This window comes from Amycolatopsis sp. NPDC004378, from assembly GCF_053602455.1.
Genome location: NZ_JBSGDR010000005.1, coordinates 56,914 through 79,053 on the forward strand (window position 1 = coordinate 56,914; position 22,140 = coordinate 79,053).

The 22,140-nt window shown below is 72.9% G+C and carries 21 protein-coding genes; 14 read left to right on the forward strand and 7 right to left on the reverse strand.

Features of this window, described 5'->3' with window-relative positions:
* The first annotated feature begins 4 nt into the window (after nucleotides 1-4).
* From ACWEN0_RS17835 to ACWEN0_RS17855, 5 genes are all read left to right on the forward strand, one after another.
* Nucleotides 5-1,114, forward strand: a complete 1,110-nt coding sequence (locus ACWEN0_RS17835; RefSeq protein ID WP_451974409.1) for a fatty acid desaturase family protein — start codon at nucleotides 5-7, stop codon at nucleotides 1,112-1,114.
* A gap of 7 nt (nucleotides 1,115-1,121) precedes the next feature.
* Nucleotides 1,122-1,322, forward strand: coding sequence for a hypothetical protein (locus tag ACWEN0_RS17840; protein WP_451974411.1), 201 nt, complete (start codon nucleotides 1,122-1,124; stop codon nucleotides 1,320-1,322).
* A 281-nt stretch (nucleotides 1,323-1,603) separates the two neighbouring features.
* Entirely contained in the window at nucleotides 1,604-2,908 is a 1,305-nt protein-coding gene (locus tag ACWEN0_RS17845; RefSeq protein ID WP_451974413.1) for a sensor histidine kinase, read from the forward strand.
* A gap of 10 nt (nucleotides 2,909-2,918) precedes the next feature.
* Nucleotides 2,919-3,563 (forward strand): response regulator transcription factor, encoded by a 645-nt coding sequence (locus ACWEN0_RS17850; RefSeq protein WP_451974415.1) that lies wholly within the window; start codon nucleotides 2,919-2,921, stop codon nucleotides 3,561-3,563.
* 43 nt (nucleotides 3,564-3,606) lie between these two features.
* Nucleotides 3,607-4,017, forward strand: a complete 411-nt coding sequence (locus ACWEN0_RS17855; protein WP_410676432.1) for a secondary thiamine-phosphate synthase enzyme YjbQ — start codon at nucleotides 3,607-3,609, stop codon at nucleotides 4,015-4,017.
* On the opposite strand, the gene ACWEN0_RS17860 is transcribed toward ACWEN0_RS17855, so the two are convergent.
* Nucleotides 3,955-4,965 (reverse strand): ABC transporter permease, encoded by a 1,011-nt coding sequence (locus ACWEN0_RS17860; RefSeq protein ID WP_451974417.1) that lies wholly within the window; start codon nucleotides 4,963-4,965, stop codon nucleotides 3,955-3,957. The two genes, ACWEN0_RS17855 and ACWEN0_RS17860, sit on opposite strands and share 63 nt — an antisense overlap.
* Nucleotides 4,966-5,071: 106 nt before the next feature.
* Here ACWEN0_RS17860 and ACWEN0_RS17865 point away from each other — a divergent pair, with 106 nt between their 5' ends.
* The 3 genes from ACWEN0_RS17865 to ACWEN0_RS17875 all read left to right on the forward strand — a co-directional run bounded on the left by ACWEN0_RS17865 (nucleotide 5,072) and on the right by ACWEN0_RS17875 (nucleotide 9,916).
* Nucleotides 5,072-5,767, forward strand: coding sequence for an HAD family hydrolase (locus ACWEN0_RS17865; RefSeq protein ID WP_451974419.1), 696 nt, complete (start codon nucleotides 5,072-5,074; stop codon nucleotides 5,765-5,767).
* Between the two features lie 110 nt (nucleotides 5,768-5,877).
* A complete protein-coding gene (locus ACWEN0_RS17870; RefSeq protein ID WP_451974421.1) occupies nucleotides 5,878-7,986 on the forward strand; it encodes a bifunctional lysylphosphatidylglycerol flippase/synthetase MprF in 2,109 nt (702 codons plus the stop codon).
* Between the two features lie 40 nt (nucleotides 7,987-8,026).
* On the forward strand, nucleotides 8,027-9,916 hold the full coding sequence (locus ACWEN0_RS17875; RefSeq protein ID WP_451974423.1) for a P-loop ATPase, Sll1717 family: 1,890 nt from the start codon (nucleotides 8,027-8,029) through the stop codon (nucleotides 9,914-9,916).
* On the opposite strand, the gene ACWEN0_RS17880 is transcribed toward ACWEN0_RS17875, so the two are convergent.
* Both ACWEN0_RS17880 and ACWEN0_RS17885 read right to left on the reverse strand, forming a co-directional pair.
* Complete coding sequence (locus ACWEN0_RS17880) at nucleotides 9,913-10,782, reverse strand: hypothetical protein (protein ID WP_451974425.1); 870 nt, start codon at nucleotides 10,780-10,782, stop codon at nucleotides 9,913-9,915. The genes ACWEN0_RS17875 and ACWEN0_RS17880 overlap by 4 nt on opposite strands.
* Nucleotides 10,782-12,530, reverse strand: a complete 1,749-nt coding sequence (locus ACWEN0_RS17885; RefSeq protein WP_451974427.1) for a proline--tRNA ligase — start codon at nucleotides 12,528-12,530, stop codon at nucleotides 10,782-10,784. The genes ACWEN0_RS17880 and ACWEN0_RS17885 overlap by 1 nt, the downstream gene beginning before the upstream one ends.
* A gap of 125 nt (nucleotides 12,531-12,655) precedes the next feature.
* Between ACWEN0_RS17885 and ACWEN0_RS17890 the strand changes: the two genes are divergently transcribed.
* Nucleotides 12,656-13,000, forward strand: a complete 345-nt coding sequence (locus tag ACWEN0_RS17890; protein ID WP_451974429.1) for a VOC family protein — start codon at nucleotides 12,656-12,658, stop codon at nucleotides 12,998-13,000.
* A gap of 10 nt (nucleotides 13,001-13,010) precedes the next feature.
* Nucleotides 13,011-13,913 (forward strand): 2-hydroxyacid dehydrogenase, encoded by a 903-nt coding sequence (locus tag ACWEN0_RS17895; protein ID WP_451974431.1) that lies wholly within the window; start codon nucleotides 13,011-13,013, stop codon nucleotides 13,911-13,913.
* Here the strand turns inward: ACWEN0_RS17895 and ACWEN0_RS17900 are convergent.
* Complete coding sequence (locus tag ACWEN0_RS17900) at nucleotides 13,894-14,859, reverse strand: GNAT family N-acetyltransferase (protein WP_451974433.1); 966 nt, start codon at nucleotides 14,857-14,859, stop codon at nucleotides 13,894-13,896. The two genes, ACWEN0_RS17895 and ACWEN0_RS17900, sit on opposite strands and share 20 nt — an antisense overlap.
* A gap of 110 nt (nucleotides 14,860-14,969) precedes the next feature.
* On the opposite strand from ACWEN0_RS17900, the gene yaaA reads away from it, so the two are divergent.
* A complete protein-coding gene (gene yaaA / locus ACWEN0_RS17905; RefSeq protein ID WP_451974435.1) occupies nucleotides 14,970-15,716 on the forward strand; it encodes a peroxide stress protein YaaA in 747 nt (248 codons plus the stop codon).
* Nucleotides 15,717-15,748: 32 nt separating this feature from the next.
* Here the strand turns inward: yaaA and ACWEN0_RS17910 are convergent, their stop codons facing one another.
* A complete protein-coding gene (locus ACWEN0_RS17910) occupies nucleotides 15,749-16,819 on the reverse strand; it encodes an NAD(P)/FAD-dependent oxidoreductase (RefSeq protein ID WP_451974437.1) in 1,071 nt (356 codons plus the stop codon).
* An 82-nt stretch (nucleotides 16,820-16,901) separates the two neighbouring features.
* On the opposite strand from ACWEN0_RS17910, the gene ACWEN0_RS17915 reads away from it, so the two are divergent.
* Nucleotides 16,902-17,456: a suppressor of fused domain protein gene (locus ACWEN0_RS17915; protein WP_451974439.1), complete on the forward strand. Its 555-nt coding sequence runs from the start codon at nucleotides 16,902-16,904 to the stop codon at nucleotides 17,454-17,456.
* Here ACWEN0_RS17915 and ACWEN0_RS17920 read toward each other — a convergent pair.
* Nucleotides 17,426-18,292: a LysR family transcriptional regulator gene (locus tag ACWEN0_RS17920; protein WP_451974441.1), complete on the reverse strand. Its 867-nt coding sequence runs from the start codon at nucleotides 18,290-18,292 to the stop codon at nucleotides 17,426-17,428. The two genes, ACWEN0_RS17915 and ACWEN0_RS17920, sit on opposite strands and share 31 nt — an antisense overlap.
* 82 nt (nucleotides 18,293-18,374) lie before the next feature.
* Between ACWEN0_RS17920 and ACWEN0_RS17925 the strand changes: the two genes are divergently transcribed.
* Nucleotides 18,375-19,271: an MBL fold metallo-hydrolase gene (locus ACWEN0_RS17925; protein ID WP_451974443.1), complete on the forward strand. Its 897-nt coding sequence runs from the start codon at nucleotides 18,375-18,377 to the stop codon at nucleotides 19,269-19,271.
* Between the two features lie 6 nt (nucleotides 19,272-19,277).
* Here the strand turns inward: ACWEN0_RS17925 and ACWEN0_RS17930 are convergent, their stop codons facing one another.
* Entirely contained in the window at nucleotides 19,278-20,816 is a 1,539-nt protein-coding gene (locus ACWEN0_RS17930) for a phytoene desaturase family protein (protein ID WP_451974445.1), read from the reverse strand.
* A gap of 270 nt (nucleotides 20,817-21,086) precedes the next feature.
* Between ACWEN0_RS17930 and ACWEN0_RS17935 the strand changes: the two genes are divergently transcribed.
* Nucleotides 21,087-22,052, forward strand: coding sequence for a serine protein kinase RIO (locus ACWEN0_RS17935; protein ID WP_451974447.1), 966 nt, complete (start codon nucleotides 21,087-21,089; stop codon nucleotides 22,050-22,052).
* Nucleotides 22,053-22,140 lie beyond the last annotated feature (88 nt).

The following is a 22,140-nucleotide window of genomic DNA, read 5'->3' on the forward strand; positions in this document are numbered from 1 at the left end:
CGCCATGACCGGTCTGCAGGACCGCCTGACCCCGGAACAGGTCGAGGAGTTCGGCCGCGAGCTCGACGCGCTGCGGCAGCGGATCGTCGACGACCTGGGCCAGGAGGACGTCGACTACATCCACAACGTCATCAAGACGCAACGCGGCCTGGAGGTCGCCGGGCGGGCGCTGCTGTTCGCCGGGTTCTTCCCGCCCGCGTGGCTCGCCGGCGTCGGCGCGCTTTCGGTGGCCAAGATCCTCGACAACATGGAGATCGGCCACAACGTCATGCACGGCCAGTACGACTGGACGCGCGACCCGGCGCTGAGCTCGCAGCGCTTCGAGTGGGACACGGTGGCGCCGGCGGAGAACTGGCGGCATTCGCACAACTACATCCACCACACGTACACGAACATCGTCGACAAGGACCGCGATGTCGGCTACGGCATCCTGCGGATGGACACCGCCCAGAAGTGGCACCCGTACTACCTGGGCAACCCGGTGTACGCGACGCTGCTGGCGCTGTTCTTCCAGTGGGGCGTGATGCTGCACGACCTCGAGGTCGAGAACGTCGTCAAGGGCGAGCGGACCTGGGCCGAGAACGTGCCGGTGCTGCGGCGGATCGTCCGGAAGGCGTCGCGGCAGATCGGCAAGGACTACGTGCTGTTCCCGCTGCTGACCGGCCCGCTGGCGCCGCTGACGTTCCTCGGCAACGCGACGGCGAACCTCACCCGCAACCTGTGGGCGTTCGCGATCATCTTCTGCGGCCACTTCCCCGCCGACGTCGAAAGCTTCACCGAGGAGGAGACGGCCTCGGAATCGCGCGGGCAGTGGTACCTGCGCCAGATCCTCGGCTCGGCGAACATTTCGGGCGGCCCGCTGTTCCACATCATGAGCGGGAACCTGTCCCACCAGATCGAGCACCACCTGTTCCCGGACATCCCGGCGCGCCGCTACCCGCAGATCGCCGGCGAGGTGCGCGCGATCTGCGAGAAGTACGGCCTGCCGTACCACACCGGCCCGCTGCGCAAGCAGCTCTGGTCGGTGGCGAAGAAGATCGTGAAGCTGGCTCTCCCGCAGACTTCGCCGTCGCCGACTACCGTGGAACCCGACCGGCAGCTCCGAGCAGCGTGAGGGTGACATGGTGGGCCAGTTCGAACGAGACAAGGACACCTTGCAAGTGATCACCGAATCGGCCGCGACCCACGTGGGCAACATCGCCTCGATCATCACGGGCGCGATCCGCGACATCGCCCGCGAAACGGGCGACTGGCTGACCGACGTCATCGAGATGCGCGAAGCCGCGCAGAAGGCCCGGGAGGACGACCCGGACCACGTCTGAACCCAGTGTTCGCGAAGGCCGCGTCGAGAGTCCCTCGACGTGGCCTTCGCGGCTTTCGGGGAGCGGAATTGTCGGTGGTCGCCGGTAGCGTGGAAAACGGGGGCGCCCCCGGCGGGCACTCGGCGACGCGGGGCCTGAGCGAGGCCGGGCCGCTCGGCGAAGCCGCCCCGGCAGGCCCAGGCAGCTCGGCGAAGCCGCCCCCGGCGGGACCGGGCGGCCCAGCGAAGCCGGGCAGCCCCTCCCAGAGCAGCTACCCGGGGCCGCGGTAGGGGGAAAACCGGATGGGCAGCCCGCCCAGCCCAGGCGAGACTGGGCAGGTGACCGGCTACGACCTGCCCCGCCCCCACCCGCTGCGGCGGGTGTTCGGGCCGCTGGCCTCTCGGGACTTCCGGGCCGAATACCTCTGGCTGTGCCTCTCCGCGCCCCTGACCCTGTTCGCCCTCGTCACCTTCCTCACCGTGGTCGCCCTCGGCCTCTGGCTGACGCCGATCCTCCTCGGGTTTCTCGTGCTCGCCGGGGCGCTGCTGTACGCGCGTGGCCTCGGTGCCGTCCACCGGCGGCTCGCGCGGGCGCTGCTCGGCGTGAGCGTGCCCGCTCCGCGGCGGCCCGAGCTGAAGCCCGGGCTGTGGGCGTGGGTCAAGGCGCGCGTCGGGGATCCGGCCGGCTGGCGCACCGCCGGCTACCTGCTGCTGCGCCTGCCGCTGACCCTCGTCGCGCTGTTCACCATGGTCGTCGCGACGGTCTACGGCGTCGCCGCCACCAGCTACGCCTTCCTGTGGTTCCCGCTCGGCGAAGAGCGGATGCCGGCCTTCGACATCCACGCCGACGGCTGGCCGGGTGCGCTGGCCTGGTCGGCGTCGGGGCTGCTGGTGCTGGTGGCGCTCCCGTGGGTGACGCACGCCTTCGCCTCGCTCGACCGGCTGCTCGTCGTCGGCCTGCTCGGTACGCGCGTGCTCTCCGAACGCGTCCGCGACCTGGAGGCGAGCCGGGCGACGGCGGTCGAAGACGCGGCCCTGCGGCTGCGGCGCATCGAGCGTGACCTGCACGACGGCGCGCAGGCCCAGCTCGTCGCCCTCGCCATGAAACTCGGCCTGGCCAAGGACGAGCTGGCGGACGTCGACCTCCCCCAGGTGAAGGCGCTGGTCAACGCCGCGCACGCCCACGCGAAGCAGGCCCTGACCGAGCTGCGCGACCTCGCCCGCGGCATCCACCCCGCGGCCCTGGACGCCGGTCTCGACGTGGCCCTCTCCACGCTCGTCGCGACGTCGGGGATCGACGCGCGGGTGACCGTCGCGCTGCCGCGGCGCCCGCCGCCGTCGCTGGAGACGATCGTCTACTTCAGCGCCGCCGAGCTGCTCACCAACGCCGCGAAGCACGGCGGGACGACGCTGGTCGAGCTCACCGAGGAGCGCGACGTCCTGTGGCTGCGGGTCCGCGACAGCGGCCGGGGTGGCGCGCGGATCGTGCCGGGTGGCGGCCTCGCCGGGGTCGCCGAGCGGCTGCGGACGGTCGACGGCGAACTGGCCGTCGCCAGTCCCGCGGGCGGGCCCACCGAAGTGAGAGCGCGAGTGCCCTTGCCCGGATAAGCTCCCGCGCATGCGGATCGTCATCGCGGAGGACTCGACCATCCTGCGCCAGGGTCTCGTCGAGCTGCTGACCTTCCGCGGCCACGAGGTCGTCGCCGCGGTGAAGGACGCGGACGCGCTGCGGACGGCCGTCGCGGACACCGCCCCCGATGTGTCCATTGTGGACATCCGGATGCCGCCGACGCACACCGACGAGGGCCTGCGGGCGGCGATCGCGCTGCGCCACGAGGTGCCGGGCCGCGCGATCCTGCTGTTCTCCCAGTACGTCGAGACGAAGTACGCGGCCCAGCTGCTCGCCGACCGCGCGGGCGGCGTCGGGTACCTGCTCAAGGACCGCGTCGCCGAGGTGTCGGACTTCCTCGACGCGCTGCGCCGGGTCTCGGACGGGGAAACGGTGCTCGACCCCGAGGTCGTCAGCCAGCTGTTCTCGGCGACGCGCAAGACCGACGCGCTCGGCGGGCTCACCCCGCGCGAACGCGAAGTCCTCGGCCTGATGGCGGAAGGCCGGTCGAACTCGGCGATCGCGGCGAAGCTGTTCCTCTCGGCCGGCTCGGTCGAGAAGTACGTGACGTCGATCTTCGGCAAGCTCGGCCTGCCACCGTCCGAAGGGGACAACCGCCGGGTGCTGGCGGTGTTGCGCTACCTGGAGTCCTGAGCCGGAAGCCCGAGGGAGCCCGTCCCTCCCTAGGCTGGGGCGTATGTACTCCACCGAGATCGAGGTCCGCACCGGCTCCGAAGCCGTCGTCCACGACCTCACCCACGAGGCCGAAGCGTTCCTGCGCGACGCCGACGCGGCGGACGGCCTGCTGCACGTCTGGGTCCCGCACGCCACCGCCGGGCTGGCGGTCCTGGAGACCGGCGCGGGCAGCGACGAGGACCTGCTGACCGCGCTCGACGAACTGCTCCCCCGCGACGGCCGCTGGCGGCACCGGCACGGGAGCCCGGGTCACGGCCGTGACCACGTGCTTCCCGCGCTGGTGCCGCCCTACGCGACGATCCCGGTGCTCGGCGGCGTCTTGGCGCTGGGTACCTGGCAGTCGATCTGCCTAGTGGACACCAACCTCGACAACCCGGTCCGCAAGGTGCGGTTCAGCCTCCTGGCGGGCTGACCGGCCCGGCCAGAGGGCCAGGAGCAGCCCCGCGGCGAGCAGGCCGCCGAGCACCCAGACGCCGGTCTTGACGTCGGGCGCGCCCGGCACGCCCTGGAGCAGGCTGCGCAGGCCTTCGGCGGAGAAGCGGAACGGCGTCCACGACCACAGCAGCGTGCGGTAGGCCGGGTTCAACAGCTCCGGGACCTGCCCGGCGACCGCCGGCGCGACCAGGTAGAGCGGGCCGAGGACGGCCATCGCGCGCAGCCCGAGCAGGCGCAGCAGCCCAGCCTGCAGGGCCGCGAACGCGGTCGCGGCGAGGAAGACGAACCCGAGCACTCGGGCGTTCAGCGGCAGTGTGGCGTCCCAGAGCGCGAAGAACCCGGCGACGACCGCCGTGACGAGCACGCCCACCCCGACGACCTGCGCGAGCCGGGCGCCGGCGCCGACCGTGCGGCCGGATCGCTTGGCCAGCTGCGTCAGCGCGAGACCGCCGGCGAGCGCGCCGATCCAGGCCAGCGCGGACGCGGCCAGCGGCGCGGTCCGGCCGGCGAGGCTCACCGGGTGCAGCACCTCCTGCTTCGGCGCACCGCCCAGGGCGGCCGCGCCCGCGGTCAGCGCCTGCTGCGCGACCTGGGTACCGGCCGGGTTGACCGCGCCGGACGTCACGACCGTCGCGGGCGAACCGAGTTCGAGCACGCCGTAGACCTTCTTGTCCTCCAGCAGCTGCCGCGCGCCGGCGGGGTCGGTGACGGTCCAGGCGAGCTGGCCGCCGCCGTGCCCGGCGAGCTGGTGCGCGACGCCCTGCAGGGGCCCCGGCGGCGCGGCGACGGCGACCGGCACGCCGTCGGGCGCGATGGTGGCCTGCGCACCGAAGGTGAGGAACCCGAGCACCACGGCCACCAGCGCGCCGGCCACGGCGGCGACCAGGGCGAGCGCCCCGGCGGGGGGCCGGACGGGACTGGTCATGACAAGCCTCCAGTAATTCGTCACTTGTTGAATTGCAGTTCACGGTACGACGCGTTCACCAAGAAGTCAACACGTGTTGAATAGCGCTCCCGGTAGCCTCGAAGCCGTGACGAAGACACGGCTGGTGCTCTGGGACATCGACCACACGCTGGTGGACTTCGCCGGGCTCGGCGCTTCCTGGTACTCGGCGGCGTTCACCGCCGCGACCGGCGCCACCCTGCGGGTCGACCCGGTGTTCGGCGGCCGCACGGAGCTGGCGACCACGACCGAACTGCTCACCTCGAACGGCATCGAGGCCGGCCGGGAGACGATCGAGGCGATGTTCGCCGCGCTCGTCGCCGAGTCCGAACGCGCGGTCGACCGGTTCCCGACCGAAGCCCGGGTGCTGCCCGGCGCGGCCGAGGCGCTGCTCGTGTTCGCCGGGTACGGCGAGGTCGTCCAGACGCTCGTCACCGGCAACCTGCCGGAGATCTCGCGGCACAAGCTCGCCGCGTTCGACCTGCTGGAGCACCTCGACCTCGAGATCGGCGGGTACGGCGCGCTGTCGGTGCACCGCCCCGACCTGGTGCCGCACGCCGTCGGCCTCGCCGCCGCCAAGCACAGCGCGTCGTTCGAGGGCGCCGACGTCGTCGTCATCGGCGACACCCCGAACGACGTCGAGGCCGCGCTGCACCACGGCGCCGTCTCGATCGCGGTGGCGACCGGCCTCTACTCCGCCGACGTGCTGCGGGAGGCGGGCGCGCACATCGTGCTGCCGGACCTGGCCGACACGGACGCCGTCCGGAGCGCCGTCCTCGGCTGAGCGTGGTCCTCCAGAGGGGGATGACCCTCAATCGAAAGGCGGACTCCCCTAGGGGATAAGTCCGTCCTTCGCCTGATGTCCGCGGCGGGCGGAGTCGACATGCTTTTCGCATGACCGAAACAGCGTCGGCGGCCGTGGCCGCCGGAGGGGGACGCATCCGGGGCACGCTCGCCGTACTCAGGCGACGGCTGCCCTTCACCAGCGGCGTCGTGCTCGCGATGCTCGTGCTGGCCGTCGCGACCGGGGCGGTGTGGAACGCCGCCGAGGACCGCGCGGCCTACCCGTTCGTCGCCTACGGGCTGCCGTCGCTGGAGACGGGCCGGTGGTGGACCATGCTCACCGGGCCGTTCTTCGCCGTCATCCCCTGGTACTACCTCCCGATGGTCGGCAGCTTCGCGCTCTTCGCCGGCTTCGCCGAGTGGCAGCTGGGCACCCGGCGGGCGATGGTCGTGACCATCGGCGGCCAGTTCGTCTCGGTGCTCGCCGCGACGCAGTTCCTCGCGCTGTGCCGCAACTCCGGCTGGCTGTGGGCCGAGCGCATGGCGGGCAGCCTCGACGTCGGGTTCTCCGGCGGCGCGCTCGCCGCGGTCGCGGTCGCCAGCGCGACGCTGCGGCCGCCGTGGGCGCTGCGGCTGCGGGCCGGGCTGTGCGTGTACGCCGGGGTCGCGATCGTCTACGTCGGCACGCTCGCCGACCTGGTGCACTTCTTCGCGCTGCTGCTGGCGATCCCGCTCGGCAACCGGCTCGTCGGCTCGCGGCGGGTGCCGTCGGCGGGGCCGAACCTGCGGGAGTGGCGGCTGCTGACCGTCGCGGGCCTGCTGCTGCTCACCATCGCCGAGATCGTGATGTTCCTGGTGCCCGGCGAAGGCCCGTTCGGCTCCACGGAAGGGGTCTCGCTGTCGGCGCCGGAGCTGGCGGTGCTGGTGCTGGTCGTCGTGCCGATGATCAACGGGCTGCGCAAGGGCGGCCGCGTCGCCTGGCGCTGGGCGGTCGGGCTGTCGGCGTTCGTCACGCTGCAAGGGCTCGCGGCGGCCACGGTCTACGGGCTGGCCGACCTCTTCGGGGCGGACTACGACCCCACCGGCCTGCCGTTGTTCTTCGTGGACAATCTCTTGTGGACGGTGCTGCTGGGCGTCCTGATCGCCGCGCGCCACGCCTTCCGCGTGCCTTCGCGGCGCCGGCTGCGGCGGCACGCCCAGGGCCCGGGCGCGGCGCTGGCCCGCACGCTGCTCGGGCGGCACGGCGGCAGCACGCTCTCGTGGATGACGACCTGGCCGCGCAACACGTACTTCGTCCGCGCGGACGGCCGGTCCTACCTCGCCTACCGCCGGCACGCGGGCGTCGCGGTCGCGTTGGGCGACCCGATCGCCCCGGACGGCACGGCGGCGGCCACGGTCACCGAGTTCACCACGATGTGCGAGAACACCGGCCTGGTGCCGTGCGTGTTCTCGGCGACCGAAGCGACCGTCGCCGCGACCCGCGAGCAGGGCTGGCAGCACGTCCAGGTGGCCGAGGACAACGTGCTCGACCTGGAAGGCCTGGAGTTCCGCGGCAAGGCGTGGCAGGACGTCCGCTCGGCGCTGAACAAGGCCGCCAAGCAGGGCATCGACTTCCGGCTGGTCCGCTTGGCCGACCAGCCGGAACCCATCCTCGCCCAGGTCCGCGCGCTGTCGGAGGAGTGGATGTCCGGCAAGGGCATGCCGGAGATGGGTTTCACCCTCGGCGGCCTCGACGAGGCGATGGACCCGGCGACGCGCGTCGGCCTGGCGGTGGACGCGGAGGGCACGGTCCACGGCGTCACGTCGTGGCTCCCGGTCCACACGGGCGCGGGCAAGGTGGGCGGCTGGACCCTGGACGTGATGCGCCGCAGCGCCCACGGCTTCCGCCCGGTGATGGAGTTCCTGATCGCGTCGGCGTGCGTGCAGTTCCGCGCGGAGGGCGCGAGGTTCGTCTCGCTGTCGGGCGCACCGCTGGCCCGCAGCGCGTCACCGGCGGGCACGGTCGACCGCGCGCTGGAGTCACTGGGCCGGGTCATGGAGCCGTACTACGGCTTCCGGTCACTGCACGCGTTCAAGGCGAAGTTCCAGCCACGGCGGGTACCGCTGTACCTGGCCTACCGCGACGAGGCCGACCTGCCGCGGATCGGGCTGGCGCTGAGCCGGGCGTACCTGCCGGACGTCCGCCTGCGGGAGCTGGCGAAGCTGGCGCGGAAGCGGTGACCCGAGCGGTACCCTGAGCCACGGACCGAGGGAGGCGGACGTGGCCGAGGGGACCGTTGGGCGACTGTACTTCGGCCGCGACGACGCCGAGCACGACTTCGCGGACGGGCTGCTTCGCGAAGGGTTCCTGGTCACCAAGGCCTTCGAAGAGGTGTCGGCCGGGCACAAGAACCTCGTCATCGGGCGCAAGGGCACGGGCAAGAGCGCCATCTGCATGCAGCTCACCGCAGACGACGGCACGTGCCTGATCACGCCGGACGACGCCGCGGGCGAGGAGCTCCGCCGCTTCGAGCTGCAGGGCCTCACCGGGGCCACCGCGAAGTCGTTGATCTGGCGGTACGTCTTCGCGGTGCAAGCGGCCCGTCACCTCGTCGCCCACGCGCGGCCCGGGCACCGCCGCCGGTCCGCGAAGCCGGTCCGCGCGCTACGCCGGTTCTTGAAGAAGAACGGCGAGCTCGCCGACGTGAGCTTCTACGACCGGATCCTCCGGGGCGGCCAGGGCCTGCAGGCGTCGCTCTCGCTGGAGGCGTTCGGGGTCAAGGCGAGCGTCGACCACAAGAACGGGGCATCGGAGGGAGCTCGCGCTTCGAAGCAGCTCGAGGTGCTCGAAGCCGGTGTCGCACGGGGCTTCCGGGCGCTCGGCTGTGCGGACCACGCCCCGCTGCTCGTTCTCGTCGACCAGCTGGAGCAGGTCTGGTCGAGCGATCGCGACAGCGACGACCTGGTGGTCGGGTTGCTGCTGGCGAGCAAGCGCGTCACCCAGGTCTACGGCGGCGCCGTGCGCTGCGTGCTGTTCCTGCGCTCGGACATCTACGACGCGCTCCAGTTCGACGACGCCGACAAGTTCCACAGCGACGAGCTGCGCCTCGACTGGACCCCGGAGAAGCTCGGCGAAGTCGCCTTGCTGCGAGCCCGGGCCTCCCTCGGCCGTTCGCTGACCCGCGACGAACTCTGGGGCGAGGTCTTCCCGGCGCGGATCGGGCACGAGCCGACCGACGCCTACCTCTTCTCGCGCACGCTGCCACGCCCGCGCGACGCGATCCAGTTCCTCAACCTCTGTCGCGACGCCGCGCACGACCACGGCGCGGACCGGATCACGGAGCCGGACGTGCGGGGCGCGACCTTGCGGTTCTCCCAGTGGAAGCTGCTGGACCTCGCCAAGGAGTACCTGGTCACCATCCCGTTCCTCGATCGGCTGTTCGTGCTGTTCCAGAACACGGGGTACGTGGTCATGCGCGGCGCGGTGGCCACGCGGCTGGAGCCGTTCGCCGAGGCGCTGCACAGCCAGTTCCCGAACTACGCGGGCGTCCTGACCGCGGACGGCGTCGTCGACGTCCTCTACCGCGTCGGGTTCCTCGGCGTGCTCCGCGAAACCGGCGTGTCCTACTCCGGGTCGGGGCAGCTCCCCCTGCAGCCGCAGGAGAACGAGTTCCACATCCACCCCTGCTTCCGGCCGGCGCTCAGCGTCGACCAGCCGGCGGCGCTGACGCCGTTCCCGGTAGCGGCCCAGCAGAGCCGGATCGCCATCGGCCCCGACAACATCGGAGTGGCCCAGCAGATCGCCACCGCGGACACGTTCGTCGTCGCGCCGCGTGACTTCCAGCTCCTCGACCTGCTGATCGGCACCTGCCAGCGGCTCCTGCGCACGCTCGCGCGGTCGCCGTTGCCCGGCGGAGCCCACAGCCAGCTTTCGGACCAGCTGTCCGACCTCGTCGCCCGGACGGTCGCGCTGCGGTCCCACCCCGGCATGGACGATTCGGTTGCGTACGTGTCGAAGGCCGCGACCTACCTCGATGAGCTGGCCCGGCAGCTCATCGAGTCCGGACTCGGCGGTTCCCGCGACGACGGGATCGTCCGCTCGCTCCGCGTCGCGGCACAAGGGCTGCACCGGCGAATCGGCGGCGACTACACCCGGTATGACCCTTCCTAGCGGTAGGTGGTCGGCGGCGGGGTGGTCGTGCTCCGGTGCGCCGCCGGCACGAACCGGTAGCTCCGCACGATCCGCGCCAGGTCCTCGCGGATCGACGCTCCGCCGCGGTCGCTGTCGGCGTACGCCACCACTACGCCCGACGCCCCCGAGCCGTTCCCGAAGGCCATTGCCGCGACCAGCGCGTGCTTCGCGGTGCACTCCCCCGTGCCCGTCGGGGCGACCTCGGCGACCACGAACCGGGCCGGGACCTTCGTGCCGTCGGCCTTGGTGAGCGGGGCTTCCGCGCCCGGGCCCACCTGGGCTGTCCCGCCGTACGCGGCCGCCGCCAGGTCCGTTGCGACCTTGCGCGCCGCCGCGTCCGGGTCCGGCTCCGGCGAGGTCGTGACGCCCGCGCCGCCCAGGTCGTCCTTGCCGCAGAAGTTCTTGCCCAGGAACGCGCTCGTGACCAGCCGGATCGACGGCTGGTCCCAGCCGTGCAGCGTGGTCGGGGCCGGTTCCCAGTTCGGCGGGACGTCGTAGGCGTACGACCCGTCGCGAGCCGCGACCGGCTGCCAGCCGGCGACCGCCGCGGGCACCGCGACCCGCGGCGACGGGGTCGCCACCAGCGGCGAACGCGGCGCGGGCGTCGGCGACGCGTGGTGCGTCTTGCCGACGCCCAGCGCGTTCAGCACACCCGCGATCAGCGCGATGAGGGCGAGCCCGAGCCACGGCGCCCGCCGCCACTTCGGCGGCTTCGCGACCGGGCGGATCCGCTTCGGCTGTGCACGCGGGGCGTCCGCGGGTTCGTAGCCGCCGAACCCGCGGAGCGCCGCGTTGTCCTCATACCCCGGCGTCGGGTTGTCGGAACGCCGGGAGAACCGCCCCATCAGGAGCGGACGAGCTTGACCAGGTGCTCGACGACGGCGTCGACCGCGATCTCCTCGCGCTCGCCGGAGCGCCGGTCCTTGACCTCGACGACGCCGTTGGCCAGGCCGCGCCCGACCACCAGGATGGTCGGCACGCCGACCAGCTCGGCGTCGGCGAACTTGACGCCCGGGGTCGCCTTGCGGTCGTCGAGGATGACCTCGATGCCGGCCGCGTCCAGCTCGGCGGCGATCTTCTCGGCGCCGGCCGCGACCGCCTCGTCCTTGCCCGCGATGACGATGTGCACGTCGAACGGCGACACCTCGCGCGGCCAGATGAGACCGAGGTCGTCGTGGTTCTGCTCGGCGAGCACGCCGACCAGCCGCGAGACGCCGACGCCGTAGGAGCCCATCGTGATGCGGATCGGCTTCGAGTCGGGGCCGAGGGCGTCGACCTCGAACGCGTCGGTGTACTTGCGGCCGAGCTGGAAGATGTGCCCGATCTCGATGCCGCGGGCGGCGACCAGGGTGCCGTGGCCGTCCGGCGAGGCGTCGCCCTCGCGGACCTCGGCGGCCTCGATCGTGCCGTCCGGGGTGAAGTCGCGGCCGGCCAGCAGGTCGACGACGTGGTGGTCGACCTTGTCGGCCCCGGTGACCCAGGCGGTGCCGGGCACGATCCGGGGGTCGGCGAGGTAGCGCACGCCGTTGTCCTGCAGCGCCTTCGGGCCGATGTAGCCCTTGACCAGGAACGGGTTCTTGGCGAAGTCGGCCTCGTCGAGCAGGGCGACCTCGGCGGGCTCCAGCGACGCTTCGAGGCGCTTCATGTCCACTTCGCGGTCGCCCGGGACGGCGACGCAGACCAGCTCCCACTCCGACGCGCCCGGCCGGCGCGTCTTGAGCATGACGTTCTTCAGCGTGTCCGCGGCGGTGAACGTGCGGCCGAGGTTCGCGCCGTTGAGGAAGGTGACCAGCGACTCGATGGTCGGCGTGTTCGGCGTGTGGTGCACCTGCGCCTCGGGACGGCCCTCGATCGGCTGCGCGGGGGGCGCGGGCGTGACCACGGCTTCGACGTTCGCCGCGTAGCCCGACTCGGTGCTGCGGACGTAGGTGTCCTCGCCCGTCTCGGCGACGGCGAGGAACTCCTCGGACGCCGAGCCGCCCATCGCGCCCGACGTCGCCTTGACGACGACGTACTCGAGGCCGAGGCGGTCGAAGAGCTTGACGTAGGCGTCGCGGTGGGCCTGGTAGGAGCGCGCCAGGCCCTCGTCGTCGAGGTCGAAGGAGTAGGAGTCCTTCATGACGAACTCGCGGCCGCGCAGGATGCCGGCGCGGGGGCGCGCCTCGTCGCGGTACTTCGTCTGGATCTGGTACAGCGTGACCGGGTAGTCGCGGTACGAGCTGTACTCGCCCTTCACGGTGAGCGCGAAGAGCTCCTCGTGCGTCGGGCCGAGCAGGTAGTCGGCGCCCTTGCGGTCCTTGAGGCGGAAGAGCGCGTCGCCGTACTCGGTCCAGCGGCCGGTGGCCTCGTAGGGCTCCTTCGGCAGCAGCGCGGGGAACTGGATCTCCTGCGCGCCGATGGCGTTCATCTCGTCGCGCACGACGTTCTCGATGCGCCGCAGCACCCGCAGGCCCAGCGGCAGCCAGGAGTACCCGCCCGGGGCGACCCGGCGGACGTAGCCGGCGCGTACCAGGAGCCGGTGGCTCGGTACCTCGGCGTCCGCCGGATCCTCGCGCAACGTGCGAAGGAACAACGACGAAGTCCTGGTGATCACTGCGGGGCTCCCTGCTCCGGGCGGGTGTGAAAGTACCGCTCAGGGTAGTCAACCCCCCGGCCGTGACTCCAACGGGTTACGCGGGCTCCGGTTTTTTGTCGGTGGTGGCCGCTAGCTTCGGGGGCATGGCGATCCACATGGGCATGATCACGATCGACTGCGCCGACCCGCGCGGTCTGGCGGAGTTCTGGACGGCCGCGCTCGGCACGACGGTCGCCCAGGACCACGGAGGGGAGTTCCTGGTGCTGGCGCCGCCCGAGGGCGGGCTGCCGCTCGGGTTGCAACGGGTCCCGGAGCCCCGGGCCGGGAAGAACAGAGTCCACGTCGACTTCGGCGGGGACGACCGCGCAGCGGAGGTGAAACGCCTGGTGGAGCTGGGCGCGCGGGAGGTCGCGGAGCACTCCGTGCCGGGCTTGGCGTGGACGGTGCTGACGGATCCGGAAGGGAACGAGTTCTGCGTCTCCGGGTAGAAAGGCGGGCATGAGCGCTCGGGTACTGCTGCCTTGGACCGACATCGACGTGCCGGAAGGGGTCGAGGCCGCGTACTACGACGGCGTCTCGTCGCCGCCCGGCGATCTGGGCGAGGTCGAGTTCTACGTGCTGCCCTACGACCGCGGGCCCGAACCGCCGAAGCTGATCCGGGAGCTGCCGTCGTTGCGCGTGGTGCAGTCGCTGTCGGCGGGCGTCGAGACGCTCGTGCCGCTGCTGCCCGAGGGCGTGCGGCTGGCGAACGGGCGCGGGCTCCACGACCTGAGCGTCGCCGAGCACGCGCTCGCGCTGATCCACGCGGCGCAGCGCGACCTGCCGCGCTGGTTCGCGCAGCAGGCTCGCGGCGAGTGGGTGCGCGAGCACACGCGGTCGCTGGCCGACAGCCGGGTGCTGCTGGTCGGCCACGGCTCGATCGGCCGGGCGATCGAGCGCCAGCTGCTCGCCGCCGAAGCCGTGGTGACGCGGGTGGCGAGCCGGGCGCGGCCCGAGGACCACGTCCACGCCGTCGCCGAGCTGCCCGGGCTGCTGCCGGAAGCCGACATCGTGGTCCTGGTCCTCCCGGACACGCCCGCGACACGCGGCCTGCTCGACGCGAAGGCCCTGGCCGCGTTGCCCGACGACGCGCTGGTGGTGAACGTCGGGCGCGGCACGGCGATCGACACGGACGCCCTGGTGGCGGAGACCGGCACCGGCCGGCTGCGCGCGGCCCTCGACGTCGTGGACCCGGAACCCCTGCCGTCCGACCATCCACTGTGGACGATTCCCGGCGTGGTGCTGACCCCGCACATCGCGGGCGGGTCGGCGTCGTTCTACCCGCGCGCGAAGAAGCTGGCGGCGGAGCAGCTCAAGCGGTACGTGAACGGAGAGGAGCTGGTCAACCTCGTGGACCTTTGAGCACGTGGACGTGCCACTCGTCTTCGACGCGGTATCCGCAGCGCTCGTAGACCCCGAGCGCGCGGTGCGCGTTGTCGACGTCGACGTTCAGCGCCGAGCGCTCGAAGCCGGCTGCCTTCGCGGCCAGCAAGGTGTGACCCAGCAACCCTGACGCGACACCGCGTCCGCGCAGGGCCGCCCGCGTGCCCACCCAGCTGGCGTAGTGCTCGCGGATGCCCGTCACCTCGGCGTCGGTCGCGTAGAAGTGGCTCAGCACGAACGCGAGCACCTTGTCGCCGTCGAGCACCAGGTACGAGAGGTCCGGCCGGAAGTCCTTCGCGCCGGTGACCAGGTGGCGCCAGACGTCCGGTTCGTAGACGGTGCTGCCCCAGTGGTCGCCGAAGGTGTCGTTGCGGGCGTCGAGCGCGGCCAGGTCGTACTCGAAGTCGAACGGCACGGCCACGAAGCCGGCCGGCAGCGGGGGCTGCGGTGGCAGGTCGGCGAGGCCGACGCGCATGGTCACCATCGTCCGCACGTGCTCGTAGCCCGCACCGGCGAGGACGCCGGCGATCCAGCGCTCGTTCTCGTGGTGGCCGTGGTGCACCTCGAGCGGCGCGGCCGGGAAGGCGCGCTCGTGGACCTCTCGGCTGGTGCGCGCGAACCACTCGACCAGGTGCGCGCCGACGGCGTCGGTGCGGTGGTCCGGGTGCACGGCCGACTGGACCCGGACCATGTGGACCGGGTTCGCGGCGTCGCGCCGGCGGACCAGGCCGTAGCCGGCGAGCTCGTCGCCCGCCCAGGCGCCGGTGGTGGCCCGGGCCAGGTCGACGTTGGGCGCTTCGAGCTCCTCGCGGAGGTCTTCCGCGCTCAGGTGCTCCCCCGTCCGGTCGACCTCCTCGGCGGCGGCGTACAGCCGGGCGAGCGCGGGGACGTCGTCGAGGGTCAACGGGCGCCAGGTCAGGTCCATGCCGGGAGGCTAGGCCGGGCGACGGCGTCCGCGCACCCCGATTTGCCGGGCGGGCGGTCCGGGCGCGGCTGTGGTCGGACCGGCGAAAACCGGCGCAGTACGCTCGGTCCGTGCTGGTGCTGCTCCCTCCTTCCGAAACCAAGGCCGACGGCGGCCGCGGCGGTCCGCTGGACCTCGACGCGCTGTCGTTCCCCGAGCTGAACCCGGCGCGCGCGAAGCTCGCCGACGCGCTCGTCGAGCTGGCCCGCGACGTCCCGGCCAGCATCGCGGCCCTGGGCATCACCGAGCGCCAGTCCGGGGAGGTCACCCGCAACGCGCAGCTGTGGACGTCGCCGACGATGCCGGCCCTGCGCCGCTACACCGGCGTGCTGTACGACGCGCTCGACGTGAAGAGCTTCACCCGCGCGGGCCTGGCGAAGGCCCACCGGCGGCTGGCGGTGACGTCGTCGCTGTTCGGCGTGGTGTCGGCGACCGACCCGATCCCCGCGTACCGGCTTTCGGGCGGGAACTCGCTGCCGTCGATCGGGACGGTCCGCGGGCTGTGGAAGCCGGTCCTCGAGCCGGTGCTGCAGCAGGTCGAGGGCCTGGTCGTGGACCTGCGCTCGGGCACGTACTCGGCGTTCGCGAAGCTGCGCCCGGACGCGGTGACGGTCCGCGTGGTGACGGAGGGCGCGAGCGGCGAGCGCGTGACGGTCAGCCACTTCAACAAGGCCTACAAGGGCCGCCTGGCGCACGTGCTGGCGGACACCCGCGCCGAACCGTCCACTGTGGACCAATTGGCGAAGGTGATCCGGCGGGCGGGCCTGGTGGTCGAGCGCACGGGCGAGCACGCCCTGGACCTGATCACCGAGGGCTGACGGGTCCTGCGACGGCCCGTGGGGCAGACCGGTCAGAACCGGTCCGGGGCGAACGCGGTCAGGTCGAAGCCCGGGTCCTCCCCCAGGGCGATCGACGCGACCAGCTTGCCGGCGAACGGCGCGTTCGTCAGCCCGCCCGCGCCGAAGCCCGTCGCCACCGTCAGGCCCGGGCGCAGCGCGCCGAGCACCGGCAAGCCGTCCGGGGTGCCCGGGCGGAAGCCGACGCGGGTCTCCGCCAGCGTCGCGTTCGCCAAGCCGGGCGCGACCGTCAGCGCGTTGTCCAGCACCTCGCGCTGGCCGGCCGCCGTCACGCGGTAGTCGAAGCCGGCGTCCGCCTCGCGCGTCGCGCCCGCCACCACGCGGCCGCCGCCGAACGCCAGGAGGTAGTGGCTCGTGCGCGGGAGCACCACCGGCCACGCCGCGGTGTCCGTGTCCGGCAGGTCGAAGTGGCTGATCTGGCCGCGGTGCGGCGTCACCGGCAGGTCGATCCCGAGCGGTGCCAGCAGGTCCCGGCTCCACGCGCCGGCGGCGACCACGACGCTGTCGGCTTCCAACGGGCCGGCTTCACCCGCGACCGTCCCGTCGGCCCGGAACGCGATCTCGCCTTCGACGAACTTCGCGCCCTTGCGCTCGGCGTCCTGCAGCAGGGCGCGGCGCAGCTCGTGCCCGTCGACCCGGCCCGCGCCGGAAAGGTGCACCGCGCCCAGCCCGGGCGCCAGCGCCGGGAACAGCTCGCGGGCCTGGGCCGGGTCGAGCCGGCGGACCTCGCCGATCTCCGGCGCGTCCGCCGCGCGCCCGGCCAGCCGTTCTTCCGCTTCGGTCAGTTCGGCGTCGTCGGCCGAAACGATCATGCCGCCGACGATCTCGAACGACGAGCCCCCGAGCTCCGCCGTGAACTCCCGGTAGTAGCGGCCCGCGGCCGAGGCGAGCGGGTACACCGCGTCCTCCCAGCGCGACGTCCACGGGCTGACGATCCCGGCACCGGCCTCGGTGGCCGTCCCCGGTCGAGCCGCGTCCGCCACGACCACTTCCGCGCCCCGGCCCGCCAGGTGCCAGGCCGTCGCCGCGCCGCCGATTCCGCTTCCGATCACGAGGACTCGCATACCCCCACCCTGCCCGAAACTGCCGCGCCGGGGCCAACGGGATGCGCCGCGCGTTCGGCCGGCCGGTCGTATGCTGCGCGCCATGCCGAGCCGTGCCGAGCGGTATGTCGCCCATCTCGACACCCTGACCGGGAACGCCGAACCCCGGCTGCAGCCGATCCCGTCGACCCACGCCGGCCTCGACGACGTCGTCGCGTTCGTCTACGCCGACGAGCCGGAGCCGCGCTACCTCACCGGAGCGACGTACGGGCTTTCGCTGGCCGACCACCCCGACTGGCACGGCGTGAAACCGGAGCTGTGGATCAGCGTCCGGTCCGACGACCCGGTGTGGGCGCTCGCCATCGGCTACCTCGCCGAGCAGCTGCGCGGCACCTGCCCGTTCGTCTACGGCGACACCATCGACTTCGGCGAGCCGATCGCCCCGGAGTCCAAGATGACCGCGTTCGCCGTTTCGGCGCCCGCGAGCCTCGACGCGCACCAGTACACGCTGATCGACATCGGCGGCGCGCCGATCAGCATCGCCGGCTGCTACCCGGTGCACGACACCGAGCGGCGCTACATCCGCGAGCACGGCATCGACGCGTTCTGGCAGCTGGACTGGGACCTCTACGACGTCCGGCGCCCGCCGGTCGTCTGATACGCGTCCGCCGCCAGCCGCACGAACGACCGGACCAGCGGGCCGGCGTCCTTCCAGGCGACGACCACCGGGTTCGGCGCGAGGTCGGTGAGCGGCACGACTTCCAGTTCGCCGGGCGGGCGGTGGCCGAGCGGCATCAGCCCGACCGTGCCGTTCCAGAGCACGGCCTGCAGGCACTCCTGGACGGCGCGCACCACCGGGCCTTCGCGCGGTTCGCCGCCGTGCCAGTACGCCTGCCAGACCGGGTCGGTGCCGTCCGGGAACCGGAACCAGCGCCGCGCGGCCAGGTCGGCGAGCGCCAGGTGGTCGCGCGCGGCGAGCGGGTCGTCGGCGCGCAGCACCGCGCCCACCGGGTCGGCGCGCAGCCGGTGCACGGTCAGGCCGGTCTCGTCGAAGGGCCCGCGGGTCAGCGCGACGTCGACCAGCCCGGCCCGCAGCCCGCACGTCGGGTCGGTCAGGTCCGTGTCGCGGACGCGGACCTCGACGTCCGGGTGCTTGCGGCGGTAGGCGTCGGCGAGCCGCACCGCGCCCGGATCCGCGCCGTCGCCGAGGATCCCGACGGTGATCGTCGCGGCCCCGGCCGCGGCGGCCACCCGCACGCGCGCCTGGTCGGCCTGGTCGAGCAGCGCCCGCGCCTCCTCCAGCAACGCCGCCCCGGCCGGGGTCAGCGCGACACCCGTCGCGGAACGCACGAGCAGCACGGCGCCGACGTCGGCCTCCAGCTGCTTGACCGCCCGGCTCAGCGGCGGCTGGCTCATGTGCAGCCGCGCGGCGGCCCGGCCGAAGTGGCGTTCTTCGGCGACGGCCACGAAGTACCGCAGCGTGCGCAGCTCCATGACCCGCGACGATAGGCGTCCGGTATCGGCACCACGCAATCGGTCTTGGACGGCTCGCGGGCCCGGCGGTGGAATCGGGGGCATGACCGACCTGACCGATCCCGCCGTGCGGGTGAGCGGCGCCCGCGAACTCGCCGCGGACCTGCTCGTGATCCCCAACGCCCGCGTCGACCTCGTGCCCAACATCGGCGTCGTCGCCGGGACCGAAGCCGTCCTGGTCGTCGACACCGGCATCGGCACCGAGAACGCCTCGCAGGTGCTCGCCTTCGCGGCCGAGTTCGCGAAGGGCCGCCGCCTGTACCTGACCACGACGCACTTCCACCCGGAGCACGCCTTCGGCGCGCAGGTGTTCGCCGGCGAGGCGACCTACCTGGTCAACCGCGCCCAGGCGGCCGACCTCGCCGCGAAGGGCCCGGGCTACCTGGAGATGTTCCGCGGCCTGGGCGAGGTCGTCGCCCGCCGGCTCGACGGCGTCCGGGTGCCCGCTCCCGACGTCGTCTACGACGGCGTGCACGAGCTCGACCTCGGCGGCCGGACCGTCCGGCTGCGCCCCACGGGCCGCGGCCACACCGTCGGCGACCAGGTCGTCGAGGTGCCGGACGCCGGCGTGCTGTTCACCGGCGACCTCGCCGAGACCGGGCAGTTCGCGATCCTCCCGTGGTTCCCGCCGCACGACACGGACGTCACCGGCACCGGCTGGCTCGCGGTGCTGGACGCGCTGGCCGCGCGCGAGCCGCGCGTGGTGGTGCCCGGCCACGGAGAGGTCGGCGGCACCTCGGTGCTCACCGACGTCCGCGACTACCTGCGCGAACTGCGGGACGAGACCTGGCACCGCCGCGACTCCGCGATGGGCGTGGACGAGATCACGGCCGAGGTGCGGGCGCTGCTCGTCGAACGCCACCCGGAGTGGGCCGGGCGGGAGTGGATCGAGCCGGGCGTCGGGTGCCTGTGCGCCGAGCACGACGCCGCCCGGATCTGACGCCCGTCACCCGCCGGGGAGGCCCAGCACCGCCATCGCCGCGTTGTGGCCCGGAATGCCGCTGACACCACCTCCCCGCACCGCTCCCGCGCCGCACAGCAGCACGCGTTCGTGGTCCGTTTCCACGCCCCACTTCCCCGCCTGCGCCGGATCAGACGCGTACGGCCAGGCCAGGTCCCGGTGGAAGATGTGGCCGGCCGGCAGGCCCAGCTCGGCCTCCAGGTCGAGCGGGGTCTTCGCTTCCACGCAGGGTTTTCCGTCCGGCCCGGTCAGCAGGCAGTCCTCGATCGGTTCGGCCAGCACGCTGTTCAGCGAAGCCAGCGTCGCGCGCAACGCCGCTTCGCGCGCCTCTTCGTTGCGTCCCTCGAAAAGGCGCGCGGGCATGTGCAAGCCGAACAACGTCAGGGTCTGCGCGCCGGCCGCGCGTTCGGCCGGGCCGAGGATCGACGGGTCCGTCAGCGAATGGCAGTAGATCTCGCACGGCGGCAGCGTGGGGATCCGCCCCGCCGCCGCCTCGCGGTAGGCCGTCTCGAGCTGGGTGAACGTCTCGTTGACGTGGAAGGTGCCGCCGAACGCCTCGGCCGGGTCGACGTCCGGGTCGCGCAGCTTCGGCAACCGCGAAAGCACCATGTTCACCTTCAGCTGCGCACCTTCCGGCCGCTCCGGCGGTTCCTCGCCCAGCAGCCGCGCGAGGGTCGACGGCGCGACGTTCGCCAGGACGTGCCCGCCGTGCACGACGTGCTCCGCGTCGTCACGGCGGTAGCGCACCTCGCCGTCCGGGTCGACCGAGAGCACCTCCGCACCGGTCACCAGCCGCGCCCCCGCCGAAGCCGCCACCGCGGCCAGGGAACCGGTGACCGAGCCCATGCCGCCGACCGGGACGTCCCAGTCGCCCGTGCCGTTGCCGATCACGTGGTAGAGCAGGCACCGGTTCTGCCGCAGGTCCTCGCCGCCCGCCGCGGCGAACGTGCCGATCAGCGCGTCGGTGAGCACGACGCCGCGGACGAGGTCGTCGCCGAACCACGACGCCAGCGCCTCGCCGATCGGCCGCTCGAACAGCAGCGACCACGCGTCGCCGTCGCCGACCCGGCCACGGAAGTCCACTTCGGACAGAAGCGGCTCGGTGAGCGTGCCGGCGACGCGTTCGGCGACGCCGCCGGTCAGCTCGTAGAACCGGCGCCAGGCCGCGAAGTCCGATGTGGACCCGGTGACCGCGCGGAACGACGCCGCCGTCCGGCCGTCGTCGCCCGTGTCGACAAGGAGACCCGAGCCGCCCGAGGGCGTGTAGGACGACATCCGGCGCCGTTTCAGCCGCACGTCGAGACCCAGGTCGGCCACGATCTTCCGGGGCAGCAGGCTGACCAGGTAGGAGTAGCGCGAAAGCCGCACGTCGACGCCTTCGAACGCGCGGAACGACACGGCGGCGCCACCGGTCTCCCCGCGCCGTTCGAGCACGAGCACCGACCGGCCCGCCCGCGCCAGGTACGCGGCCGCCACCAGTCCGTTGTGCCCGCCGCCGACGACCACGACGTCGTACGCATCCATCCGCCCCTCCTCGGGTGAGCTTGCCCGTTCATCGTGACCGCGGCGGCGGGCCGAATTCAAGGAAAGCGCACGAACGGCCCGTTCGCGCTATTCGGTTGCGCGGCCCCGGAACGGTCGGGCAAGCTGACCGGGTCCGGCAGGGAGCCGGTGCGTGAGAGCGGGGAGGTGCCGTCGTGATGGATGTCCGGGCCTTTTCGCGCCCCCACCCACCCGCCCCACGGAGCTGACCACGCGCCCGGTGGGGAATCCCGACCAAGGAGAACCCCACCAGTGCGCACGCACGACTCCGAAGACTTCGATTCGTTCGACGACCACCCCACCCACCGCCGTCAGGCGCGGGCCCGCCGGCGCGGGCGGGTCGAGGAACCCGAACCCGCCCGCCGCGGCCGGCTCACCGAGGGCGAGCGCGTCCGCCTCGCCAAGCTCCGTGACGACGCCTACACCGAACGGCAGCTGCCCGACGGCGCCGACCGCTGGTCCACCTGGGACGACGCCGAACACGGCCCGCTCCCCCGGCCGGACTGGGTCGTCACCGAGCTCGCCGCGGTCGACACCGACCTCGGCGTCCTCAAGACCGGCAAGGAGGCCGACGTCCACCTGCTGCGGCGCGGCCTGCCCGGCACCGGCGGCGCGCTGCTCGCCGCGAAGCGCTACCGCAGTGACGAACACAAGCTGTTCCACCGCGACGCGGGCTACCTCGAAGGGCGGCGGATGCGCCGCTCCCGCGAGATGCGCGCGATCGAGCACCGCACGGCGTTCGGCCGCAACCTCATCGCCGAACAGTGGGCCGTCGCGGAGTTCTCCGCGTTGAGTCGCTTGTGGACGCTCGGCGCGCCGGTGCCGTACCCGGTGCAGCGCAACGGCACCGAGCTGCTCCTCGAGTTCCTCGGCGAGGACGACGGGACGGCCGCACCGAGGCTCGCCCAGGCGCGTCCGGAGCCGGACGAGCTCAAGGACCTCTGGTACCAGGCCACCGCGGCGCTCGAGCTGCTCGCTTCGGAAGGCCTCGCCCACGGCGACCTCTCGGCGTACAACCTGCTCGTGCACCGGGGGCGGCTGATGGTGATCGACCTGCCGCAGGTGGTCGACGTCGTCGCCAACCCCGGCGGCGTCGAGTTCCTCGAGCGGGACGTCCGCAACCTCGCCGGCTGGTTCCACGGCCGGGGGCTCGGCGAGCACGTCACGAACACCGGCGAACTGCTGGCGGAGCTCGTCTCCGCGGCCGGGATCGGGTGATTCCACGGCGGCGTCGCGAGTGTGGCACGGAACACGCCTGCGACGCCGCCCACAACCGGTTACCTCCGTGCGGAGGACCAGGCCCCCC